Below are 22,767 nucleotides of genomic sequence, written 5' to 3'. Positions count from 1 at the left end.
GCGGTTAGGCTGTGTCGTTCGGGCAACAAGGCGCGCCGCCAAACGGCGAGGAAATATCCGTTCACCGACGGGTCTGGGGCGTTTGGCGGGGGAGACGCAGCCTTGATGAGCTTGGGAGTTCTCCCATTTCCTCGTCATCCCGGCCGTAGCGAAGCGGAGAGCCGGGACCCAGGGGCCAGCGCAATGCAGCTGCCCCTGGGTCCCGGATAGCCTCTCCGAGGCTTCCGGGATGACGAGGTTAGGCGTGGCTCAGAGGTCGCCGACCGAAGCCGGTCGCCTTCTACAGCAACCGAGTGCGGATGATCTGCGACAGCAGGTCGATCATCGACACCGCGACCACGATCACCAGAACGATGCAGCCGGTCTGGTCGTATTGGAACGCATTGACCGAATCGAGCAGCACCTGGCCCACCCCGCCGGCGCCGATCAGGCCCAGGACGGTGGCCGCGCGGCTCGAGGATTCGAAGCGATAGAGCGCGTAGCTGGTCCACAGCGGAGCCACCTGGGGGATCACCCCCCAGACGATTTCCTGCAGCTTGACCGCGCCGGTGGCGCGCACGCCCTCGACCGGACCCTTGTCGATCGACTCGACCGCCTCGGCGAACAGCTTGGCCAGCACGCCGCCGGTGTTGAAGGTCAGGGCCATGACGCCGGCGAAGGGCCCAAGGCCCACGGCGGTGATGAAGATCAGGGCCACGACCAGGTCGGGAATCGACCGGATCAGGTCCAGCAGGCGACGCACCGGCTGCTGGATCCACACCGGCGTGATGTTGCTCGCGCCCAGCAGGCCCAACGGGATGGCGACGATGATGGCCAGGAAGGTGCCCCACAGCGCCATCTGGATCGTCTGCCACATCTTGCCGACATAGAGCCCCCAGTCGGCTGCCATGAACGCCGCGGGATCGGTGAACGGCGAGAAGAAGCCGTGCGCAAACTCCCGCATCCGCCCCGCCTCGGTGAACAGCTGCGGGAACTTGTCGATCTCGGCCGGCTTGAAGCTGATGATCAGCAGCATGGCCACGCCGCCCCAGATCAGGGCGTCGAAGACCAGCGCCGTGGTCGAGCGCTTGGGCGGGGTGAGAGGGGGCGGGGCCGGAATGGTCTCGCTCATGAAACGGCTCAGTTGGCGACGGGAGCGGCGGGCGCGGCGAGACCGGCCTTGCCCTCGGCGGCGACGCGTTCGGCCTTGATGCCGTCGAGGTTCTTCTGGGCCGCGGCGATCTTGCCCTGATCGCCGGTTTCCCGGGCCAGACCCAGGCCCTCCAGGGCCTCCATCTCACGCACGACCAGCAGGTGGCTGTTGTCGGCCGGCCGGAAGCCGCCCATCGACAGCCGTTCCAGATTGGCGCGCTGCTGGGCCGCCTCGGGCGTGTCGCCCTGGCCGTAGGTTAGGAAGAACTGGCGCAGCTTTTCCTTGATCGCCGGATCCAGGTCCTTGCGCCAGACGATCGGATCTTCCGGCAGGGTCGGCGATTCCCAGATCACCTTGACCTTGGCCGACTTGTTGTCGGAGCGCTCGGCGTTCAGGCGCAGGGCCGTCGAGTTGTTGGTCGAGGCGTCCAGCTTGTGGTTGGCCACGGCCGCCAGGTTGGCGTCATGGCTGGCGCTGAGCACGGTCTTGAAGCAGTTCTCGGGCTTCTTGCCGGCGGGGATGAAGACGTAGGTCATCGGGGCCAGGGTGCCCGAGGTCGACTTCTTGTCGCCGATGCCGAAGTTCAGGGTCTTGTCGCACTTCAGCAGGCCTTCCAGGGTCAGCTTGCTGTCGGCCGGGACGATGATCACCGACTTGTAGCCGTCGGTGCCCGACGGGTCGAAGGTGCGGGCGAACACCTCGCCGCCCGAACGGCGCACGGCTTCCAGGCCCGACTGGTTCGAGAACCAGCCCAGGTCGGTCTGCTTGGCGCCCATGGCCACGATCAGCGACGAGTAGTTGGACGAGAAGAACGGCTTCACCTTGAGGCCGGTCTGCTTCTCCATGTCGGCCAGGATGGGCTTCCAGTAGCCCTCCATGTTCTGGGCGGACTCGGTCGACAGGATCGAGAAGGTGACCGTGTCCTTGGCGGCCGGGGTCGAAGGCGCCTTGCCGCACGAGGCCAGGGCCAGGGCCGACAAACCGGCCGCGAAGACGAGAGCCGAGCGACGGCTGATCATTGTGGAGCTCCTTCCCAGAATACGTCCTCGAATTCCGGGCCGTAGATATCGATGAGTTGTTCGCGTTTCAGGCCTTCGGCCGGGCCGTCATAGACCTTCTGGCCGGCCTTGAGGGCCACGACCCGGTCGCAATAGCGCAGGGCGTAATCCACCTGGTGCAGGGTGACGACGACCGTCAGCCCGTCCGTCTTGTTGAGGTCGCGGAGAATCTCCATGACCTTGCGCGCCGAGACGGGGTCGAGCGAGGCGACCGGCTCGTCGGCGAGAATGATCTTGGCTTTCTGGACCAGGGCCCGGGCGATGGCGCCGCGCTGCTGCTGGCCGCCCGACAAGGTGTTGGCGCGCTGGCCGGCATAGTCGGCGACGCCCACGCGATGCAGGGCCGCCATGGCCGCCTCGCGTGTTTCCTGCGGCCACGCGCCGAGCAGGCCGCGCATGAGCGGGATTCGCCCCAGCGAGCCCAGCGCCACATTGCTGAACAGCGACAGACGGCCGACCAGATTGAACTGCTGGGCGATGAAGCCGATGCGGACGCGCGCCTTGCGGACCTGGTCGGAGACCTTGCCCTTGGCCTGAACCGGACCGCCGAACGCGGTGATCGTCCCGGCGCCCTCGTCGATCGTCTGCAAGCCGTCGATGGAGCGCAGAAGCGTGGATTTGCCCGAGCCCGAAGGCCCGATAAGCGCGATCATCTCGCCCCGAGCGACGTCGAGGGAGACGGTGTCCAGCGCGCGCCGCGACCCGAAGGTCTTGGAGGCGGCTTGGATCGAAAGAACTGGGTCCGACGTCATGGTCGGGGCGAATCCTTAACGTGGTTTCATAGGTTGGGAAATGCGTTCTCCGGTTTGGGGGAGCTACGCAATGGATTTGTGACGATCCGCCCCAAACCGGGGCCACAAAAGACTCTTTACAACCCCGCACAATGCCCCTATTTCGCACGGCTCCGGCGGACCCGAAGTCCTCTAAACGCTGCTAACGCCGGCCTGGGTTTAACTTCCAACAGGGGGTTACGTGAATTGCGCACGTACCATTCACCCCTGGACCTGGTCCGTGAGCGGTCACCGGAACGTCCCGTCGCACTCGTGCGGCCCGACGCGGTTTCCGTAGCTGCGCGCTGGTTCCAGTCCGAATTTAAAGGCGACGTCTTCTATGCGGTGAAGGCCAATCCTTCGCCGTGGGTGATCCGTGAGCTGGCTCAAGCCGGCGTGCGATCCTTCGACGTCGCCTCGTTGAACGAAATCGAACTCGTGGCTCAAGAGGCCCCGGGCTCGCGCATGGCCTTCATGCACCCGGTCAAGAGCCGCGCCGCCATCTCGGCCGCGTACTTCGACCACGGCGTGAAAACCTTCTCGTTCGACACCCACGAAGAACTGGCCAAGATCCTGGATTCCACGGGCCAGGCCAAGGACCTCAACCTGATCGTCCGCATGGGCGTGCAGGCCGAGGGTGCGGCCTACAGCCTGTCGGGCAAGTTCGGCGTCGAGGCGCACGCCGCTCCGGCCCTGCTGCTGGCCGCCCGTCGCGCCACCCAGGACCTGATGGGCGTCAGCTTCCACGTCGGCAGCCAGTGCATGCGCCCGACCGCCTATCAAGCCGCCATGGCCCAGGCCTCGCGGGCCCTGGTCCGCGCCGGCGTGCTGGCCGATGTCGTCGACGTCGGCGGCGGCTTCCCGTCGATCTATCCGGGCATGGTCCCGCCGGAACTCTCCGAGTACCTGGCGGCCATCGACCGCGGCTTCTCGGAGATGATGGTCCACGAGACCACCGAGCTCTGGTGCGAACCCGGCCGGGCCCTGGTGGCCGAGGCCTCGTCGCTGCTGGTCAAGGTCGAGCTGAAGAAGGGCGACGCGCTCTATCTGAACGACGGCTCGTATGGCTCGCTGTTCGACGCCGCGCACATGAAATGGCCGTTCCCGGTCAAGCTGTACCGCAAGAACGGCGAAGTGGTGGAAGAGGGCCTGCGCCCGTTCCGCTTCTACGGTCCGACCTGCGACAGCGTCGATCACATGCCCGGCCCGTTCTACCTGCCGGAAAGCGTCGACGAGGGCGACTATATCGAGATCGGCATGCTGGGCGCCTATGGCGTGGCGATGTCGACCCGCTTCAACGGCTTCGGCGAGACCGACACCGCCGAGGTGCAGGACGCCCCGATGGCCTCGATGTACGGCCTGGCCAAGCGCTCGATTCCGGCGGTCCGCCAGGAGAATGAAGAGCGCAAGATCGTCCGCTTCTCGCGCCCGAAAGGCGCGGCCGGCAAGCGCAAGCGCCGTCGCTAAATCGACGTCGTTCGCCAGTAGATCGTTTCTGAGTTAAACCGCGCGCCGCGCCCGACGTTATGAGACGTCGGGTGCGGTTCGCATTTCCCGCTTTCGTCGGTCGCTCCGTCCCGGCGAAGGTTCTGTTTCAACGACGGGCGTCCAAAGTCAGGGAAACCGAAGCGATGAACGCTCCCGTTCCGAACAACACCAAGGCCGAGCTCCTTCAGAACGTCGTCGAGCATATCGACATCACCTCGTTCGACGCCCGCCCGATCATCGACTCGATGCGCAAGATGTCGTTCTCGAGCCGCGACACGGCCCGCGCCGCCGACATCTTCAACATGGCCCTGGCCGACAAGGGCTGCTCGCCCTGGCTGATCCTGGCCGGCTCGACCTCGGCCGGCGGCTGCATGCACGTGTACCGCGACATGGTGAAGAACGGCATGATCGACGCCGTGGTCGCCACCGGCGCCTCGATCGTCGACATGGATTTCTTCGAGGCCCTGGGCTTCAAGCACTACCAGGCCGCCGGCCCGGTCGACGACAACGTGCTGCGCGACAACTACATCGACCGCATCTACGACACCTATATCGACGAGGAAGAGCTCCAGAACTGCGATCACACGATCCTGGAGATCTGCAACCTGCTGGAGCCGCGCGCCTACTCGTCGCGCGAATTCATCTGGGAAATGGGCAAGTGGCTGTCGGAAGGCAACGCCAAGAAGCCCGGCTCGCTGATCCAGACCGCCTATGAAGAAGGCGTGCCGATCTTCTGCCCGGCCTTCGTCGACAGCTCGGCCGGTTTCGGTCTGGTCAAGCACCAGAAGGAACGCATCGCGGCGGGCAAGCCCTATCTGATGATCGACGCGGTCGCGGACTTCCGCGAACTGACCGACATCAAGATCGCGGCCGGCACCACGGGCCTGTTCATGGTCGGCGGCGGCGTCCCGAAGAACTTCGCCCAGGACACCGTCGTCTGCGCCGAGATCCTCGGCGTCGAGGCCGACATGCACAAGTACGCCATCCAGATCACGGTCGCCGACGTCCGCGACGGCGCCTGCTCGTCGTCGACGCTCAAGGAAGCCGCTTCGTGGGGCAAGGTCGACACCACCTACGAACAGATGGTCTTCGCCGAAGCCACCACGGTCGTGCCGCTGATCGCGTCGGACGCCTATCACCGCGAAGCCTGGAAGGGCCGCGAGAAGCCGCGCTGGAACAAGCTGTTCGGCAAGTGAGCTGACGTTCCGGCGGGCTTGATCCGCCGGACCTGAAAATGCAGGGTCCCCGGACTTCGGTTCGGGGACCTTTTTCATGCGCGCTTCTTGGATCTTCGGCGTCGCCGTCCTGGCGCTCGCCGGCTGCGCCAGCCTGAGCGGCGACGCTCCGACCGACCGCTACCTGGCCAAGGGCGCGTTCGACGCCAAGGCCCTGCTGCCGCCCCCGCCCGCCAAGGGCGCGCCGGCCGAGCTGCGCGACCGCGAGATCTTCCGCGCCACCCGCGCCCTCAAGGACACGCCGCGCTGGTCGTTGGCCCAGGCCGACAACATCGAGGAGAAGGTGCTCGACGGCTATGCCTGCGCCCTGGGCGTGACGCCGACGCTGGAACGCAATCCCAAGCTGGCCGCGACCCTGCTGCGGATGAGCCGTGACGTCCGCCCAGCCGTCAGCGGGCCCAAGCTGAAGTACCGCCGTCCGCGCCCCTACCTGTCCGAGCCGGGGCCGATCTGCGTGAAGAAGAGCCTGGGGCTCTCGATCGCCCCCGACTACCCCTCGGGCCATTCGACCTGGGGCTGGTCGGTCGGCCTGCTGCTCGCCGAGATCGCGCCCGACCGAGCCCAAGCGATCCTGGCCCGCGCCAAGGCATTCGGCGAAAGCCGGGTGGTCTGCGGCGTGCACAACGCCAGCTCGGTGGAAGCGGGCCGCCAGAACGCCGAGAACCTGTTCGCGGCCCTGCGCCAATCCCCGGCCTTCCAGGCCGACCTCGCCGCCGCGCGGGCCGAGCTCGACGCCACGCGCGCGGCGGGCCTGGCGCCTGACCCAGCCCGATGCGAGGCCGACGCCGCGGTGCTGGCCAGGCCGCTCCTCTAGCTTGCGCCGAAGGGGCCCGACCTCTACCTCTTGGGCATGGCCCATGCCTCCACCTGCGGACACGATCATCACAATCACGGCGTCGCCGGCGCCGCCCTCGCGGCCGAGCTGGCGGCGGCCGAGACGCGCTGTGCCGCCGCCGAGCAGCGCCTGACCGCGCCGCGCCGCCGGGTCCTGGAACTGCTGCTGCAGGCCGGCCAGCCGGTGAAGGCCTACGACCTGATCTCGACCTTTGGCGGCGAGGGCCCGCCGGCCAAGCCGCCGACGGTCTATCGCGCCCTCGACTTCCTGGAGAAGCAGGGTTTCGCCCACAGGATCGAGAGCCTCAACGCCTATGTCGCCTGCCGCAAGGAGGCCGACGGCCACGCCGCCGCGTTCCTGATCTGCGACTGCTGCGGCGCGACCCGTGAGATCGAGCCCAAAGCCAGCGCCGAGATCATCGCCGCCGGCGCCGCGGCCGGCTACGCCCTGACCGCCGTGACCATCGAGGCCCACGGGCTCTGCGCCGACTGCCAGGGCGGCTGACGGAACCTCGCCCGGCCCCTCCGGTTCTCCTCTGAGAACGAGGAGATCCGCCATGGCGCAGCAACCCAACACCGAAGGCCGTAAGAAGAACGAGGCCGAGCCGCTGGGCGATTTCACCGCCCTCGGCGGCAAGAAGGCCGTCCAGAAGACCGGCGAGGAGTCGCGCAGGCGCGCGGGTCCGGATGGTCCCGACGCCAAGGAAATCGGCGACACCTTCAAGCAGTAGCACCGCGATTGCGGAGCTCGACGGAACCCCGCTAGACTCGAACGACCGTTCACCCCCGTTCGAGAGACGCCATGACGACCGCAGAGCCGCTCCCTGGCGTCGAGATCTGGCGAGGAGGCGTGAACACCTGGGACTGCGACGAGATGGGGCACATGAACGTGCGCCACTACCTCGTGCGCGCGCAGGAGGGCCTGGTCGGCCTCGCCGCCGAGCTGGGCCTGGCCCACGCCTTCTCGCCCTACGCCAACGCCACCCTGTTGGTGAAGGAGCACCACATCCGCTTCCTGCGCGAAGCCCACCCCGGCGCGCCGCTCTACATGCTGGGCGGGGTGATCGAGATGGGCCAGAGCGAGGCCAAGCTCCTGCAGCTCCTGATCCACCCGGCCTCGGGCGAGCTGGCGGCGACCTTCCAGACCACGGTGATCCACGCCACGCCCCGCGATGGCCAGCCGTTCCCCTGGCCGCAGGTGGCCCGCGATCGCGCCGAGGCCTTGAAGATCGAGGTTCCGGAGAAGGCCCGGGCGCGCAGCATCGACCTGTCGCCCTTCACCCCGACCGCCAGCCTGGCGCGCGCCGATGAGCTGGGCCTGAGCCGCATCGGCCTGGGCGGCCTCCTGCCCTCCGATTGCGACGTGTTCGGACGGATGCGGGCCGAGCAGTTCATCGGCCGGGTCTCGGACGGCATCGGCGCCTTCATCCATCCGTTCCGCGATGTCGTGGTCGAGCACGCCGATCCCAAGCCCGCCCGCACCGGCGGCGCGGTCCTGGAGTACCGCATCGTCTATCTGGCCTGGCCCCGCGCCGGCGACCGAGTGGACATCCGCTCGGGCCTGATTGGAACCGACGCGAGGACCATGCGCGTGGCGCACTGGATGCTGGACCCGGCGACGGGCCAGCCTTGGGGAACCTCGGAAGCGGTGGCGATCACCTTCGACCTCGACGCCCGCAAGGTCGTGCCGGTGTCGGACGCGGCGCGGAAGGCGCTGGGCAAGCATGAGATCGAAGCCCTAGCCCTCTAGCGATCTTTTCCGTGTCATCCCGGGCGGCGTAGCCGACCCGGGACCCAGGGGCCGGCGCATTGCGGTCGCCCCTGGGTCCCGGCTCTTCGCTTCGCTACGGCCGGGATGACACGCCAGTTTTGCTTCTAGGACCCCGTCGCCATGTCGAACAGCGCGTCGCGCACCAGGTCGGGGCGCTCCATCGGCAGGAAGTGGCTGGTTCCCGCGACCGTCTCGATCCGCACGTTCTTGCCTCGCCGCGCGAAGCTGTCGCCGGCCCGGCAGGTGGAGTGCTTCTCGGCCTTGAGGATGCGCACCGGCGCCTTGACCTGGCGCACCGCGCGCCACGGGTCGTGGGCCTGGGCGGCGTAGTTGGAGGCCTCCCAGGCGGGCGCGCAGGCCAGCTCGACCTGGCCATCCTCGCGCTCGTGGAAACCGCCGGCGACATAGTCGGCCAGCATGGTCTCGGGCCAGGACTTGAAGGCCCCTCGCCCCTTGTAGCCGGCGAACACCGCCTCGCGGCTGTCGAACACCGCCCGGCGGCGCAGGGCCGACTGGACCAGCGGCATGTGCTTCCACAGCCGCCCCGAGGTCCACGGCGCCTTGGCGTAGAGATTGGCCAGCCAGGGCATGATCACGGGGTCGAGCAGGACCAGGCCCTTGACCCGCTCCGGACGCTCGGCGGCCGCCAACAGGCTGACCGTGCCCCCCATCGAGTGCCCGGCCAGCACCACGGGCGGACCGTCCAGGGCGTCGAGCAGGCTCACCAGGTCGTCGCGCAGGTCGCGCCACGAGCGGCGACCATCGGGATTGGCCGGCAGGGTCGTCTCGCCATGGCCGCGCTGGTCGATGGCCAGCAGACGCAGACCCGCCGCCAGGGGGGAAAGCAGCACACGGTAGGTCTGGGCGTTGAAACCGTTGGCGTGGACGAAGACCACATCGATCGGCCGATCCTCGGGCCCGAACTCCAGGACCGCGATCTCCCCGCCGGCCACCGCCACGGCGCGCTTGCGGGGTTCGCGAAAGACGGCCGCGTCCATCAGCGTGGCTCCTGTTACCGGCTAAGATCTAAGGTAGGCTCGCAAAGACCGCCCGTCCATGGAGCCCGAAAGCGATGGGGATGAATAAGCTGGCCACCATCGGCTACGAGACCGACACTCAAGCCGGCATGATCAACCGCCTGAAGGCCGCCGATGTCGAGCTGGTCGTCGACGTGCGCGCGGTCGCCAGCTCGCGGAAAGCCGGCTTCTCCAAGACGCTGCTGGGAAACAGCCTGAAGGCCGAGGGCATCGACTATCTGCATCTGCGACCGCTGGGCACGCCCAAGGCGGGTCGCGACGCCGCCCGCGCCGGCCGGACGGACGAGATGCGCCAGATCTTCAACGCCCATCTGGAAGAGCCCGACGCCCAGCTGGCCCTGGCCCAGGCGACCGAGCTGGCGGGGCAAAAGCGGATCGCCCTGCTCTGCTACGAGGACGATCCCAACTGCTGCCACCGCCAGATCGTGGCCCAGCGGATCCGCCAGACGCTGAAGTGCGAGGTGGTGGACCTCTAAGAGTTGGCTTCCAACTATCCGCCCCTCATCTCGTCATCCCGGATAACCTCTTCGAGGCTTCCGGGATGACGAGGATTTTGAGCTTTTAGTGTTGAGCCAAGCCCTCGCCCACCGCCTCGTAGTGACGGACGGTCGGCTCCATCTCCAGCAGATAGTCGGCGTCGAAGTCGTAGTACTTGGCCCGCTCGACGTCCTCGCCGGCGAAGGCGCGGATAGCCTCGAAGCTGGCCCAGAAGGTCAGCATCTCGACGTGGACGATGTCGCCATCCGGTCGGCTCAGCGCCCAGGCGCCGAGGTTGCCGGGCGTCTTGCGATAGTCGGGAATGGCCACGTCGCGCATCAGGTCGAGATAGGCGGCGGCCTTGGCGGCCGGCACGCGGCCATGCCAGTTGCGGACGATCATGAAAACCTCTCAAGAGCGCGCCGGGCCATTCCGGCGCGCTCCCGAAAGATGGGTCAGGCCTGGGTCAGTTGCCACTCGCCGCGCGTATCGCGGCAGGCGCTGTAGCGCTGGTTCGTCGCGCCCTGGCCGCCGCCCGACATCGAGGCGTCGATCACCCGGCAGCTGGCGAGGCTCTGGCCGCTGGGACGGACCAGCGAGGCGGCCGCGTAGCCGACGCCGTAGCCGCTGCGGCCCACCAGGACCCAGCCGCCCGTCGGGGCCAGGCCCAGAGCGTCGAAGGTCTCGCCGGCGGCCAGCTTGCCGACCACCGCGGCCTTGGTCGACGGACCGGCGCGCAGGTTGACGGTCGAGCCCGCCGTATAGGCGCCGCCCGTGGCTTCGTAGCTGGGCAGGCTCTGGACGCCCTTGGCGTAGCGGATGTTGCGGCCGTCGATCGGCGGGCCGTAGCTGGACGAGACGACGTTGATGCGGCCCGAATTACCCGTGCGGTTGTTGGTCCAGGTCTGGGCGACGCCGGTCTCCAGCGCCTTCTTGGTCGCCTGCTCGGCCAGGGCCGCGTCGGTCGACTGCATGCGGCAGCCGATATAGGCCCCCGCCGCCGCGCCGGCGGCCGCGCCGACCAGGGCGCCGATGGTCTTCTCGTTCTTGGCGACCTTGCTGCCGAGCAGCGCGCCGGCCGCCGCGCCGATCAGGGCGCCGCCTTCCTGCTTCTTGCCCGAGCCCTCGCACGAGAAGACGCCGCCCAGCGGCTTTGACTGAGCCAACGCGGGAGCGGGCGCGACCAGGCTGGAGGCCGTCACGGCGGCGATGGCCAGGGCGGTGCAGGTCTTGCTCGTGTTCATGGTGGGTTTTCCCTCTTCCGTCGGGTCAGTGTTGTCCCCGCCAACGCCCCGGCCGATAGTCTCAGGACTAACGATAAGGGAGGCCGGCATGAGCAACCACGATCAGGCGGACTATAGCTGTTTCAAGGTCGAGATCGAGGCTGGCGTCGCGCATATCCAGTTGAAGCGGCCCGAAGCCATGAACACCATGACACGGCCGTTCTGGAACGAGCTTCCCGCAATTGTAAAACATATTGACGACAACGCCCTGGCTCGCTGCGTCGTCATCTCCTCGACCGGAAAGCACTTCAGCGCCGGCATGGACCTTTCGGTGTTCACCGACGGCGAGGGCGTCACCGCCGCCAAGGAGGGTGACCGCTGGGTGGCGGCCGAGAGCTTCCGCCGCTTCGTGCATGTGCTCCAGGATAGTTTCACCTGCCTGGACAAGGCCCGCATGCCGGTGATCGTCGCCATCCAGGGCGGCTGCATCGGCGGGGCGGTCGACTTCGTCAGCGCCTGCGATATCCGCTACGCCAGCGCCGACGCCTTCTTCCAGATCCAGGAGATCAACATCGGCATGACCGCCGACGTCGGCACCTTCCCGCGCCTCTGCAAGCTGATCCCCGAAGGCTGGGTGCGAGAGCTGGCCTATACGGGTCGCCGCCTGCCCGCCCAGCGCGCCAAGGAGATCGGCCTGGTCAACGAGGTGTTCGACACCCACGAGGCTCTGGTCGACCACGCCCTGGCCACGGCGCGCGAGATCGCCGAGAAGTCGCCCCTGGCCGTGGCCGGCAGCAAGGTGATGATCAACTACGCCCGCGACCACACCATCGCCGACGGCCTGGACTATATCGCCACCTGGCAGACCGGCATGTTCTCGGGTCCGCACATGGCCGAGGCGTTCACGGCGAAGGCCCAGAAGCGCGAGGCGGTCTATCCGGACCTGCTGCCGCTGAAGAAATCGATGTAACGGTCTCCCTTCTCCCGCGAGGGGGAAGGGAAACGGGTCACTCGTAGGTGAACTTCATCGGCGTATCGGCCGCCGGCAGGCAGCTGCGGTCCACCGGCTTGGTGGGGTCGGCGAAGAACGACCGGATCATCTTGCGTACGCAGGGGCTGCCGCGGCTGACGCCGTGGGTGGCGTTGGTGACGATCACCACCTGCGAGCCCTGATAGCCCTTGGAGGCGGCGCGGGTCAGGTCCGGCGGGCAGCCGGGATCGATCTCGGCGGCCAGGAACAGGGTCGGGATGGCGGTCTTCACCACGGCCTGCTCGACCTTGGAGATCGGGCCCACGTCGATGGCCTTGCAGACGTCGTGGATGCGCTGCATCGACACCACCATCAGGCGGGCGACCGCGTCGTTCTCCGTGCCCTGGGCGACGTCGGCGCGGGCCTCGAATGGGATCTCTTCCTTGCACAGGTGGGTCATGAACTGGCCCTCGCTGTAGTAGTCGCGGCTCTCGACGAACTCCTGCACGGGCGAGACGTCGCCCTGGATGATCTTCCAGAGGTCGCGTGGCAGCACGCCAGCGGTGAAATAGCTGGCGTCCATCAGATAGCCGCCCAGGTCGTCGGCCGTGTAGGTCTTGCCATTGATGGTCTGGGGACCCGCGAGCCAGCGTTCGGCGACCGTGGCCAGCTTGGCCTTCAGGTCCGGATAGCGCTTGGCGCACTCAGCCACGACCGCGCACTTGGCCATGACGATGTCGATCGAGCTGGAGACCATGGCCGGGCCGCCGACGGTCCAGTCGGCCTCGGGCGGCCAGGGCGAGTCCTGCACCACCGCGCGGACGCTCTGCGGGACATGGGTCTGGATCGCCGCCTCGATGCGCGTGCCGTAGGAGCCGCCGAACAGATCGATCAGCGGCAGCTTCAGCACCTTGCGCAGGTCCTGGACGTCCTTGGCCACCTCTACGGCGTTGTAGCGCGACAGGTCCGCGCCCTTGGCCTGGAAGGCCTTCAGGCAGGCGACGATGCCCTGGGCGTCCTTGTCGGAGGGTGGGCCGGCGTCGGTCAGGTTCGTGCCCGGGCAGTCCAGGTTCGGGCTCGACTGCCCGCCACCGCGCTGATCGATGAAGATCCAGTCCTGGTCGACGGCGACGTATTCGCGCGAGGCCTTGCTCTTCAACAGGCGCGGCAGGTTGGCGAGCGCCGAGCCGCCCGGGCCACCGTGCAGATAGACCACCGGCGGCAGCCCGGCCTTGCGCTCGGAAGCGCGGACAATGGCCACGGCCACCGTGATGCGCCGGCTCTTGGGGTCGCCCCGCGTCTCGTCGACGATCAAATTGCCGCAATCGACCTTGAGGCCGCTGTCCTTGTAGTCGCCGACGCAGGCCGTGGGCTTGAACCGCGGCGCGGCGGCGTGGGCGCTCGCCCCCACCCCGGAAAGGCTCAGGGCCGAGAAGGCCAATACGCCGGCAGCGGCGATCCAGAACAGGCGCGACATCGAAGACTCCAGCGGTTCGCGCGCATCAACACCAAGGTTAATGCCCACCGCAAGGCTTCGTTGGAACAGCGAGGCTCTAGGGGACCGGATTCGAGGGCATTTCGGCCCCGGTCAGGTCGCAACCGTCCAGCTTGGCGCGGGCCAGGTCCGCCTCGACGAAGCGAGCGCGCTGGGCGCTGGCGCCCTTCAGAATGGCGCCGCGCAGGATGGCGCGGGTCAGGTCGGTGCGGATGACCCGGTCCTCACCGATCTTCAGGGGACCGAGTTTGGCGTCGGTCAGGTCCGCGCGGGTCAGCTGGGCGTCCACCAGCCGCGCGCCGCGCAGGTCGGCGCCCTTGAGCTTGGCCCCCCGCAGGTCCGCGCCCGCGAGATTGGCGCCCTGCAGTTGCGCGCCTTCCAGGTCCATGCCGAAGAACACGGCCTTGGGCGCGGAGAGGCCGCTCAGGCGGCGCCCCTTCAGGCGGCGCAGCGGGCGGAAGTCCACCTCGGCCAGATTGCCGACCTTGCCCTCGCGACCGTCGGTCTTGCAGAACAGCTCGTGGGCTTCCAGGACGTCGTTCAGCGGCAGGTCGTCGACATAGATGATCGGCGGCGGCGCGCGCAGCACCTCGGTCATGTCAGCGTCGGTCAGGTCCGCGCCGCTGACGTCGACGCCCACCATCACGGCCCGGCGCAGCGAGACGTGGGCCATGGCGGCGTTGTGCAGGTTGGCGCCCGACAGGTTCGCCCCATCCATGCAGGCGTTGGTCAGCTTGGCGCCCTGGAGGGTGACGTTCGACAGGTCGGCGTCGGTGAAGTCGGCCTTGCGGGCGAAGGCTCCGGACATCTGGGCGCCGGTCAGGTTGGCGCCCTGCAACATGGCGTAGTCCAGCTCGCCGGGGCGCTTGAAATGTTCCAGGATCCGAAGACCCTTGTCCTCGTCCTGTACGGCGGTGATGCCCTCGCGCAGATCGCAGTTGGCCAGGTTGGCCCCACCGAGATTGGCGCCGCGCAGGCAGGCCCCGCGCATGTCGCAGCGGGAGAGGTCGGCGTCGCGCAGGTCGGAGTCGCGCAGGTCGGTGCCGTAGAGGACGGCGCGCGTCAGCTTGGCCCCGCGCAGCGAGGCTCCGCCGAGCAGGGCGCCGGTCAGGTCGGCCTCGGACAGGTCGACGCCGTCCAGCTCGTAATTGTTCAGATTGACGTACTGCAGCACCGCGCGGCGGCCACCCGGAACGCCCTTCAGAAAGCGAGCATGCGCCTCCACGGCCTCGCGCACCACGGAGGCGTGCAGGTTGCGGATCAGGCTCGGCCTTGATGAGGCGGCTGGTGGCATGGTGAGCGGTCGGAGGACGCCTTGCGCGTTGGAAACGGGAATATCCGTCCACCATGCCCCGATCAGCTTTAAGCAATCGTTCAAACCGCGACGGAAAGTCGCGGAACGCCGTCATGCGGGGCGCGAATTGGCGAGCTACAGCCAGCCCTTACGCCGAAACCACAGCAGCGGCGCGGCGGCGGCCAGGATCATCAGGCCGATCGCCATCGGATAGCCCTTCATCCACTGCAGCTCGGGCATGTGCACGAAGTTCATGCCGTAGATCCCGGCGACCAGGGTCGGCGGCAGGAACATCACCGAGAAGACCGAGAACACCTTGAAGATCGAGTTCTGCTCGATGTTGATCAAGCCCAGGGCCGCGTCGAGCAGGAAGGTGACATTGCCGGCCAGGTAGCTGGAGTGGTCGGTGATCGACTGGACGTCGCGCTGCAGCGACTTCAGGTGATCGCGCAGCTCCTTCTGACCGTCGAACTGGTCGGCCAGGGCGGCGAAGCTGAGCAGGCGGGCCAGGCTGACCAAGCTGTCGCGGGCCTTGGAATTGATGTTCTGGGCCCGCCCCAGACGGTTCAGGATCTGCTCGAAGGCCACGCCGCGCGGCCGGCTGAAGATGGCGCGCGACTGCGCCTCGACCTCGGCGGCCGTGCGCTCGAGAATGTCGGCGGTGCGGTCGACGATGGCGTCCAGCAAGCCCAGGAAGGTCTGGGGACCGTTGGGGCAAAGGCTGGGCTGGCGCTCGGCCTGGGCGGCGAAGGCCGAGAACGATCGCGGCTCGACATAGCGGATGGTGACCAGCCGCATTCCGGCCAGGACGAATGTCACCGGGGCCACGGTCGGCAGGTCGCCATCGGCGTTCACCAGCACCGTGGCGGTCATGAACGTGCCGCCGTCCTCCTGGTAGAGGCGCGAGGACGCCTCGATCTCGGCCATCTCCTCGCGCGTGGGCAGCAGCAGGCCGATCGACTGCTCGACGGCGACTTCCTCGGCGCGGGTGGGGTCGACCAGCTCGATCCAGACGGCGTCGGCTGGCACGCGCCAATCAGGCGACAAGCCACCGGCTTCGAAGCCGGGAGCGCCGTGACGGAGAATTCTGAGCATAGTCGCGTCCTAGCTACAGGCTGGGTTTGCCCCGGCCCAAGCTTCAGGTCAACGCGCTCAAATCAACGCGGCGCGGCTTGCTTGTTGCTGGTGTCGTTCGACGGCGACGCGCCACCGCTGGCGGCGGCTTCGATCAGGGCGGCGATACGATCGGTCGAGTCGGCGGCCTGGCCGATGATGTCCAGCGGCGAGGAGCGAACCGAAGCGGCGACCTGGTTGGCGGCCTGCTTGGCGGCCGAGACCACGGCGTTCTGGGCCATGGCGATCTTGCTGGTGGCCATGGCGATCTTGGTCGCCTGGGCGTCCTGGTAGATGAAACCGTTGGTCGGATAGACACTGGTGCCGAGATCACGGATCGGATCGTACCAGACCTTGACCTGCGTCCAGTCGCCGTTGGCCGAGACGTCGACGACCGTGACGTCCTTTTCGATCTGGCCGCGATCGCCCTCGATGATCGACCAGTTGGCGTGGGTGACCTGGATGACCCGGTCGGTGAGCACCTGGCTCACGAAGGCCACGTGGCCGAGGTTCATGCGGGCGGTGGGCTTGAAGGAGAGGACCGAGCCGATCTTCGGGGTCGACCCCGTGTCGTACTTGCCGGCGGCTTGCGACCACCACGTGCGGGCGTCGCCGAAAATCTGGATGCCCGACATCAGACGTGCAAACGGTACGCACTGCCAATAGCCGTCAGCATTGGCCGTCACCGGCGCAAAGCTGATCATGGCGGCAGCGGCCAGGGAACCCAGAAGGGCCCTCGTCCGTTTCGTCATGCTGTGGGTACTCCCCCGCGTCACTGGGTAAGCGATAACCTTGCCAGTCACGTATGAAAAGAGTGTTTATTAGGCGCCGGCCAGGGCCAAGCGCCGCTGTTGCCAGGCCTTAGCCCAAGCTTTCATGCGCTCCCGACACGGATTTTCTATGACGTGGAAGGAGATAGCCGACAATGGGATCAGGGCGGCGACAATCGCGACCCAGATCAGCAGCGGCAACTTGTCGCCCCCGATATTGAACAGCTTGGCGGCCGCATTGATGGCCAGGATCTTCCACGGGATACAGATCATATAGGTCGAATAGCTGATCTCGCCGAGATAGACGAAGACTGCCTGTCCAGCAAACTGGTAACCGGCCGAAGCGAGGCTTGCGAGCATGAAAATAAGCCCGCCCAAAAGCATCACAATGATCAAATCCGGGGCGCCGAACTGCACGGCGGCAAGCGCGGCCACGCCAAAGAAAGCGGCGCCGTAGCCACTGAGTCGGCCCGGGAATCGGCCGGAGCGCCACAGAGCGTGCAGGGCGCAGCCGAAGGCGAAGCACGGGACGATGCGCAGCGCGCCCCACTGGATGGTCGCGTCGGTCAGCGAAAAGCCGGCCAGGGCCTGGAAGGCCGGATAGAGCACGGCGATGAAGGCCAGGGCGCCCAGCACGGCCGCCACGGGGCGCTCGCGCAGCTTCCACGCCGCGAAGGCGAAGGCCGGAAAGGTCAGGTAGGCGAACCACTCGGCCGAGATCGACCACGAGGCGTGGTTCCAGCCCGACACCGGCGCGAAGCCCCAGGCGTGGACCAGCAGCAGATTGGCCGGCAGGGCCTTCCACGAAAGGATGTTGGGATCGATCGCCATTCCGGCGACCGTGGCCGCCATGGCCATGGCCCCGACGCCGACCAGGGTCGCCAGGTGCAGCGGATAGACCCGCGCCAGCCGGTTCCACAGGAAGTCGCCATAGCGGAAGCGGCCTTCGCCGAAGCCGCTCAGATAGACGTGGCAGAGAATGAAGCCCGACAGGGTGAAGAAGGCCTCGACGCCCAGATAGCCTTTGCTCGCGATGGCCGGCGTGAAGCCGACATCCAGCTTGGGCCAGTAGTGGAACAGCACCACCCAGAAGGCGGCGAAGAACCGAAGGGCCGTCAGGGGCTTTACGTGCGCGGCGTCGGGCAAGGTTTGTCCTCCTGCACCGCCTTTCGGACCCTAAGGGGTCTCGACAAGGACGGCGTTTGCACCCCATCTCACCGTTTCACGGTTTCGAGCGGGGAGGCTTGGAGCCAAAATCTAGTGATAACCGATGAACGAACTCCTTAACCTCGTGGCCGACCCAGCCGCCTGGGCCGCCTTGATCACGCTTGTCGTGATGGAAGTGGTCCTCGGCATCGACAACCTGGTCTTCATTTCCATTCTGTCGAACAAGCTGCCGCCCGAGCATCGCACGCGGGTGCGCCGGATCGGCATTTCGCTGGCGCTGATCATGCGCCTGGTCCTGCTCTCGACCATCGCCTTCATCGTCGGCCTGACCGCCCCGGTCTTCAACTTGGGGCTAGTCGGTCCCGTCGGCGCGCATGGCGAGCCGGGCTTCGAGACCGCCTTCTCGTGGCGCGACCTGATCCTGATCGCCGGCGGCGTCTTCCTGATCTGGAAGGCGACCAAGGAGATCCACCACACCGTCGACCCCGCCAAGGGCGACGAAATGCTGGAGAAGGACAAAGCGACCGTCGTGATCTCCAACGTCGGCGCGGCGATCTTCCAGATCATCCTGCTGGACCTGGTGTTCTCGATCGACTCGATCCTGACCGCCGTCGGCATGACCGATCACCTGCCGATCATGGTCGCCGCCGTGATCATCGCCGTGGCCGCCATGCTGCTGGCGGCCGATCCTCTGGCCAACTTCATCAACGACAACCCGACCGTGGTCATGCTCGCCCTGGGCTTCCTGCTGATGATCGGCACCGTGCTGATCGCCGAGGGCTTCGGCGCCCACGTGCCCAAGGGCTACATCTACACCGCCATGGCGTTCTCGGGCGGGGTCGAGGGCCTGAACATGCTGGCCCGCAAACGCGGCGCGAAGAAAGACCACTAGGACTGAATTGGCGGCAGCTGCGCGCCAAGGAAATCAAAGTCCTAATAATCGTGTCATCCCGGAAGCCTTGAAGAGGCTATCCGGGACCCAGGGGCCGACGCAGTGCGGTCGCCCCTGGGTCCCGGCTCTTCGCTGCGCTACGGCCGGGATGACACTGAAATTGCTTTCTTGGCGAGGAGGCCTTCCAAGGCCGAAACGAGCCACTACTTCCGGCGTTGGGGCCGTGATAGTCCGGCCCACTTCCGGCTATCACGCTTCAAGGCCCATGACTCCTCAGACCTTCACCGACGCCGAGCGCCGTCTGACCCTGACGGCGCTGATGATCGTGTTCCTGCTCAGCGCCCTGGACCAGACCATCGTCTCCACGGCCATGCCGCGGATCATCTCCGAACTGAATGGCCTGAACCTCTATTCGTGGGTGACGACGGCCTACCTGCTGACCTCGACGGTGATGGTGCCGATCTGGGGCAAGCTGGGCGACATCTTCGGCCGCAAGCCGGTGCTGATCACCGGCATCACCATCTTCCTCGCCGGCTCGTGGCTGTCGGGCATTTCGGGCGAGTTCGGGACCATCCTCGGCGTGCCCGGCATGGTGCAGCTGATCATCTTCCGCGCCCTGCAGGGCATCGGCGGCGGGGCCCTGTTCACCACCGCCTTCGCGATCATCGCCGACCTCTATCCGCCGCGCGAGCGGGGCAAGTTCGCCGGCATCTTCGGCTCGGTGTTCGGCCTGGCCAGCGTGCTCGGCCCCATCATCGGCGGCTATTTCACTGACCACGGCACGGTGCAGATCGGAACCCATACGGTCGCCGGCTGGCGCTGGGTGTTCTACGTCAACCTGCCCCTGTCCTTGCTCTCCCTCTTCATGGTCATCGTGAAGATGCCGCCGCTTGAGCACCGCCGCTCGGGCAAGATCGACTTCCTGGGCGCGGCCCTGCTGATCGCCGCCTTCGTGCCGCTGCTGCTGGCGCTGAGCCTGGGCGGGCACAGCTTCGCCTGGACCTCGCCCCAGAGCCTCTCGCTATTCGCCCTGGCCGTCGTTTCGCTGGCCCTGTTCGTGTGGGTGGAGACCAAGGTCTCCAACCCGATCGTGCCGATGCACCTGTTCAAGAACCGGGTGTTCACCACCGCAAACCTGGCCGGCTTCCTGATCTCCATGGCCTTCATGGGCGTGGTGATGTTCCTGCCGCTGTTCCTGCAGCTGGGCCGGGGCGTGCCGGCCACGATCAGCGGCATGACCATGCTGCCGCTGATGGGCGGTCTGATCATCGGCAGCACGATCGCCGGCCAACTGGTCAGCAAGACCGGCAAGTACAAGCCGCTGATGATCGTCGGGGCCTCGACCCTGCTGATCGGCGTCTTCCTGCTGCACGACCTGTCGAAGATCCACGGCCTCGGCTTGCTGTGCGGGCTGCTGGCCTTGGTCGGCTTGGGCCTGGGGCCGGGCCAGAGCCTGTTCAACATCGCCACCCAGAACGCCGTCGACCCGCGCGACATCGGCGTGGCCACCAGCTCGAACCAGTTCTTCCGCCAGATCGGCTCGACCGTCGGCGCGGCCCTGGCCGGGACCCTGCTGACCGCGCGCCTGGCTAGCCTGCCCGGTGGCGGCCTGGATCTTGGCAAGCTCGAAGGCATGGCCGTGAAGGCCGCCGCGACGGGCCAAGCGGCGCACGCCGATCCGGTGCTTCAGGCCGCCCTGGTCAATGCGGTGAGCGGGGTGATGGTCGCATCCCTGTTCGTGGTCGCGGCGGGGCTCGTCACGATCCTGTTCATCCCCGCCCTGCCCCTGCGCTCGCACCAGCCGCAACCGGCGCCCGTGCTGGACAAGGCCGAGCCGACGAACAGCTAGAAGAGGCCGGCTAAAGGAATGAGTACGGATCCACGTCGATCACCACCCGGACCGAGTTCGGGACCTTGGCCCGCGCCCGCCAGGCGGCCATGAAGCCTTGCAGGTCGACATTGCGGTCGGCCCGAACCAGGAACCGCTTGCGGCGACGGCCACGCACCAGCGACAGCGGCGCGTCGGCGGGGCCGAACACCTCGACCCCCTCGGCATTGGGGATCACGGCGGCCAGGGCCTCGACATAGGCCTCCAGCGCCGCCGCATCGGGCCCAGAGGCGATCACCGCCGCCAGGCGTCCGAACGGCGGCAGGCCGGCGTCCTGCCGCATGCCCATCTCGGCCTCGATGAAGGCGTCGCGGTCCTGGGCCTTCAGGGCCTGCATCACCGCATGGTCGGGCGAATAGGTCTGCAGCAGCGCCCGGCCCGGCTTCTCGTGGCGGCCCGCGCGACCCGCCGCCTGGGCCAGCAGCTGGAACGTCCGCTCCCCGGCCCGCAGGTCCCCGCCCCTGAGAGACAGGTCGGCGTCGACCACGCCCACCAGGGTCAGGTTCGGGAAGTTGTGGCCCTTGGCCGCCGCCTGGGTGGCGACGAGAATGTCGATCTCGCCGGCCGCCATGCTCGCCACCAGGGTCCGCGCGGCTTCGGCGTCCATCACCGTGTCGGACGAGAACACCGCCACCCGCGCATCGGGGAAGATGTGCCGCGCCTCCTCCTCGACCCGCTCCACCCCGGGGCCGATCGAGACCAGGCTGTCCTTGGCCCCGCAGTGCGGGCAGGCCTCGGGCTTCTTCATCGAGAAGCCCGTCAGGTGGCAGACCAGGCGGCCGGTGTAGCGATGCTCGACCAGCCAGCTGTCGGTGTCGGGCGACTTCATCTTCTCGCCGCAGGCCCGGCAGAGGACCAGCGGCGCATAGCCCCGCCGGTTCAGGAACAGCATGGCCTGCTCGCCGCGCTGCAGCGTGACCGCCATGGCCTTGATCAGGGGCGGCGACAGCCAGCGGCCGGGCTCCGGCGGGGTCAGTCGCATGTCGACCAGGTCGATGTCGGGCAACTGCGCCGCGCCGTGGCGGGCCGACAGGCGCAGCCAGCGGTAGCGGCCGGCCTGGGCGTTGAACAGACTCTCCAGCGATGGCGTCGCTGACGCGAGAAGCACGGAAGCGCCCTCGATCTTGGCGCGGGCCACGGCCAGGTCGCGGGCCTGGTAGATGAAGCCCTCTTCCTGCTTGAACGAGCTGTCGTGCTCTTCGTCGACCACGATCAGTCGCAGCTTCTTGAACGGCAGGAACAGGGCCGAGCGGGCCCCGACCACGATCCGCGCATTGCCACTGGCGACCGTCTCCCAGACCTGGCGCCGGCGGGGCGGCGAGACGCCGGAGTGCCATTCGGCCGGGATGGCCCCGAACCGCTGCTCGAAGCGCGCCAGCACCGCCTGGGTCAGGGCGATCTCGGGCAGCAGGACCAGCACCTGGGCGTCCGGATCGGTCAGGGCGGCGGCTACGGCCTCCAAATAGACCTCGGTCTTGCCCGAGCCGGTCACGCCGTCCAACAGGGCGGCCTGGAAACCGCCGGCGTCCAGCATCTCGGCCATCACCGCGACGCAGGCGGCCTGGCCGGGGTTCAGTTCGCGCGGCGGCAGGGAAAGGTCGGGCTGTGGCAGGCCGCGTTCGGGTTCCACGAAGTCGACGGCCAGCGCGCCCTCGTCGACCAGGCCCTTCACGACGCCGGCCGAGACGCCGGCGGCCGAGGCCAGGGCGGCGCCGGACAGCTTCACGCCCTCGGCGGCGGCCAACACCTTCAGGCGCGCCGGCGTCATGCGGGCGGGCTGGGTCCCCGTGAGCACCAGCACCTTGTCCGGCTTGGGCGGCGGATGGCGAAGGCCGCGCAGGGCCATGGCCAGTGGCCAGCCGGGCAGGTCGACCGAATAGCGGGCCGCCCATTCGATGAAGGTCAGCACATTTGGCGGCAGCGGCGGATCGTCTAGCCGCTCCAGTACCGGCTTCAGAGGCCGGTTGCCGCCGATCCCGTCGCGCAGGGCCATGACCACGCCCCGAATCACGCGCGGCCCCAGGGGCACCGTCACGTGGTCGCCGAGATTGAGGCCCAGCCCCTCCGGCTCGGCGTAGTCGAAGGCCTCCGGCAACGGCATCGGCAGCAGGACGGAAGCGATACGCGGCATGGTTCGAAGCTTCTGCCGCGAA

General features: G+C 67.6%; 23 protein-coding genes and 2 pseudogenes. 11 read left to right on the top strand and 14 right to left on the bottom strand.

Features of this window, described 5'->3' with window-relative positions; genetic code table 11:
* Window positions 1-135: 135 nt before the first annotated feature.
* Window positions 136-207 (top strand): annotated as a pseudogene (locus tag AC1RRV_RS01110) (hypothetical protein); the annotation flags it as partial.
* Window positions 208-280: 73 nt separating this feature from the next.
* Here AC1RRV_RS01110 and phnE read toward each other — a convergent pair.
* The 3 genes from phnE to phnC are packed head-to-tail and all read right to left on the bottom strand — an operon-like array spanning window position 281 to window position 2,942.
* Complete coding sequence (gene phnE, locus AC1RRV_RS01105) at window positions 281-1,111, bottom strand: phosphonate ABC transporter, permease protein PhnE (RefSeq protein WP_492857736.1); 831 nt, start codon at window positions 1,109-1,111, stop codon at window positions 281-283.
* Between the two features lie 8 nt (window positions 1,112-1,119).
* On the bottom strand, window positions 1,120-2,151 hold the full coding sequence (gene phnD, locus AC1RRV_RS01100) for a phosphate/phosphite/phosphonate ABC transporter substrate-binding protein (protein WP_492857735.1): 1,032 nt from the start codon (window positions 2,149-2,151) through the stop codon (window positions 1,120-1,122).
* Window positions 2,148-2,942, bottom strand: coding sequence for a phosphonate ABC transporter ATP-binding protein (phnC, locus tag AC1RRV_RS01095; protein WP_492857734.1), 795 nt, complete (start codon window positions 2,940-2,942; stop codon window positions 2,148-2,150). Before phnC ends, phnD begins: the two co-directional genes overlap by 4 nt.
* A 225-nt stretch (window positions 2,943-3,167) precedes the next feature.
* Here phnC and AC1RRV_RS01090 point away from each other — a divergent pair, with 225 nt between their 5' ends.
* The 6 genes from AC1RRV_RS01090 (at window position 3,168) to AC1RRV_RS01065 (ending at window position 8,267) form a co-directional block, all read left to right on the top strand.
* On the top strand, window positions 3,168-4,427 hold the full coding sequence (locus AC1RRV_RS01090) for a type III PLP-dependent enzyme (protein ID WP_492857733.1): 1,260 nt from the start codon (window positions 3,168-3,170) through the stop codon (window positions 4,425-4,427).
* Window positions 4,428-4,591: 164 nt separating this feature from the next.
* On the top strand, window positions 4,592-5,644 hold the full coding sequence (locus AC1RRV_RS01085) for a 1,9-bis(guanidino)-5-aza-nonane synthase (protein ID WP_492857732.1): 1,053 nt from the start codon (window positions 4,592-4,594) through the stop codon (window positions 5,642-5,644).
* A gap of 76 nt (window positions 5,645-5,720) precedes the next feature.
* Complete coding sequence (locus tag AC1RRV_RS01080; protein WP_492857731.1) at window positions 5,721-6,497, top strand: acid phosphatase; 777 nt, start codon at window positions 5,721-5,723, stop codon at window positions 6,495-6,497.
* Window positions 6,498-6,533: 36 nt separating this feature from the next.
* Entirely contained in the window at window positions 6,534-7,022 is a 489-nt protein-coding gene (locus tag AC1RRV_RS01075) for a transcriptional repressor (RefSeq protein ID WP_492857730.1), read from the top strand.
* Window positions 7,023-7,074: 52 nt separating this feature from the next.
* Window positions 7,075-7,248, top strand: a complete 174-nt coding sequence (locus AC1RRV_RS01070; RefSeq protein WP_492857729.1) for a hypothetical protein — start codon at window positions 7,075-7,077, stop codon at window positions 7,246-7,248.
* Between the two features lie 71 nt (window positions 7,249-7,319).
* The gene (locus AC1RRV_RS01065) at window positions 7,320-8,267 is read left to right on the top strand and encodes a thioesterase family protein (RefSeq protein WP_492857728.1); all 948 of its coding nucleotides are present in this window, start codon (window positions 7,320-7,322) and stop codon (window positions 8,265-8,267) included.
* Here the strand turns inward: AC1RRV_RS01065 and AC1RRV_RS01060 are convergent.
* Both AC1RRV_RS01060 and AC1RRV_RS01055 read right to left on the bottom strand, forming a co-directional pair.
* The gene (locus tag AC1RRV_RS01060; RefSeq protein WP_492858094.1) at window positions 8,256-8,384 is read right to left on the bottom strand and encodes a hypothetical protein; all 129 of its coding nucleotides are present in this window, start codon (window positions 8,382-8,384) and stop codon (window positions 8,256-8,258) included. The genes AC1RRV_RS01065 and AC1RRV_RS01060 overlap by 12 nt on opposite strands.
* A gap of 8 nt (window positions 8,385-8,392) precedes the next feature.
* A complete protein-coding gene (locus AC1RRV_RS01055; protein WP_492857727.1) occupies window positions 8,393-9,286 on the bottom strand; it encodes an alpha/beta fold hydrolase in 894 nt (297 codons plus the stop codon).
* Window positions 9,287-9,366: 80 nt separating this feature from the next.
* Between AC1RRV_RS01055 and AC1RRV_RS01050 the strand changes: the two genes are divergently transcribed.
* Entirely contained in the window at window positions 9,367-9,801 is a 435-nt protein-coding gene (locus AC1RRV_RS01050) for a DUF488 domain-containing protein (RefSeq protein ID WP_492857726.1), read from the top strand.
* Window positions 9,802-9,886: 85 nt separating this feature from the next.
* Here AC1RRV_RS01050 and AC1RRV_RS01045 read toward each other — a convergent pair whose 3' ends face one another.
* Window positions 9,887-10,204, bottom strand: a complete 318-nt coding sequence (locus AC1RRV_RS01045) for an antibiotic biosynthesis monooxygenase family protein (RefSeq protein WP_492857725.1) — start codon at window positions 10,202-10,204, stop codon at window positions 9,887-9,889.
* Between the two features lie 53 nt (window positions 10,205-10,257).
* Window positions 10,258-11,046 carry an SH3 domain-containing protein gene (locus AC1RRV_RS01040; protein WP_492857724.1) on the bottom strand — a complete coding sequence of 263 codons (789 nt, stop codon included), beginning with the start codon at window positions 11,044-11,046 and terminating at the stop codon, window positions 10,258-10,260.
* A gap of 88 nt (window positions 11,047-11,134) precedes the next feature.
* Between AC1RRV_RS01040 and AC1RRV_RS01035 the strand changes: the two genes are divergently transcribed.
* Window positions 11,135-11,995 carry a crotonase/enoyl-CoA hydratase family protein gene (locus tag AC1RRV_RS01035; protein WP_492857723.1) on the top strand — a complete coding sequence of 287 codons (861 nt, stop codon included), beginning with the start codon at window positions 11,135-11,137 and terminating at the stop codon, window positions 11,993-11,995.
* 37 nt (window positions 11,996-12,032) lie between these two features.
* Here the strand turns inward: AC1RRV_RS01035 and AC1RRV_RS01030 are convergent, their stop codons facing one another.
* The 5 genes from AC1RRV_RS01030 to AC1RRV_RS01010 all read right to left on the bottom strand — a co-directional run bounded on the left by AC1RRV_RS01030 (window position 12,033) and on the right by AC1RRV_RS01010 (window position 17,813).
* Window positions 12,033-13,472 (bottom strand): alpha/beta hydrolase, encoded by a 1,440-nt coding sequence (locus AC1RRV_RS01030; protein WP_492857722.1) that lies wholly within the window; start codon window positions 13,470-13,472, stop codon window positions 12,033-12,035.
* Window positions 13,473-13,548: 76 nt separating this feature from the next.
* A complete protein-coding gene (locus AC1RRV_RS01025) occupies window positions 13,549-14,784 on the bottom strand; it encodes a pentapeptide repeat-containing protein (RefSeq protein ID WP_492857721.1) in 1,236 nt (411 codons plus the stop codon).
* 135 nt (window positions 14,785-14,919) lie between these two features.
* Complete coding sequence (locus AC1RRV_RS01020) at window positions 14,920-15,879, bottom strand: magnesium transporter CorA family protein (RefSeq protein ID WP_492857720.1); 960 nt, start codon at window positions 15,877-15,879, stop codon at window positions 14,920-14,922.
* 62 nt (window positions 15,880-15,941) lie between these two features.
* Window positions 15,942-16,649 (bottom strand): CHAP domain-containing protein, encoded by a 708-nt coding sequence (locus tag AC1RRV_RS01015; RefSeq protein WP_492857719.1) that lies wholly within the window; start codon window positions 16,647-16,649, stop codon window positions 15,942-15,944.
* 69 nt (window positions 16,650-16,718) lie between these two features.
* On the bottom strand, window positions 16,719-17,813 hold the full coding sequence (locus tag AC1RRV_RS01010; RefSeq protein WP_492857718.1) for an acyltransferase family protein: 1,095 nt from the start codon (window positions 17,811-17,813) through the stop codon (window positions 16,719-16,721).
* A 124-nt stretch (window positions 17,814-17,937) separates the two neighbouring features.
* On the opposite strand from AC1RRV_RS01010, the gene AC1RRV_RS01005 reads away from it, so the two are divergent.
* Window positions 17,938-18,726, top strand: a complete 789-nt coding sequence (locus AC1RRV_RS01005; protein WP_492857717.1) for a TerC family protein — start codon at window positions 17,938-17,940, stop codon at window positions 18,724-18,726.
* A gap of 79 nt (window positions 18,727-18,805) precedes the next feature.
* On the opposite strand, the pseudogene AC1RRV_RS01000 reads toward AC1RRV_RS01005, so the two are convergent.
* A pseudogene (locus tag AC1RRV_RS01000) lies at window positions 18,806-18,880 on the bottom strand (hypothetical protein); the annotation flags it as partial.
* A 111-nt stretch (window positions 18,881-18,991) separates the two neighbouring features.
* Here AC1RRV_RS01000 and AC1RRV_RS00995 point away from each other — a divergent pair.
* Complete coding sequence (locus AC1RRV_RS00995) at window positions 18,992-20,575, top strand: MDR family MFS transporter (RefSeq protein ID WP_492857716.1); 1,584 nt, start codon at window positions 18,992-18,994, stop codon at window positions 20,573-20,575.
* Window positions 20,576-20,585: 10 nt separating this feature from the next.
* Here AC1RRV_RS00995 and AC1RRV_RS00990 read toward each other — a convergent pair whose 3' ends face one another.
* Window positions 20,586-22,745, bottom strand: coding sequence for a primosomal protein N' (locus AC1RRV_RS00990; protein WP_492857715.1), 2,160 nt, complete (start codon window positions 22,743-22,745; stop codon window positions 20,586-20,588).
* Between the last annotated feature and the right edge of the window lie 22 nt (window positions 22,746-22,767).

The organism is Caulobacter sp. GW821-FHT11E10 (assembly GCF_058808375.1).
This window is presented reverse-complemented; position numbering and strand designations above follow the sequence as displayed.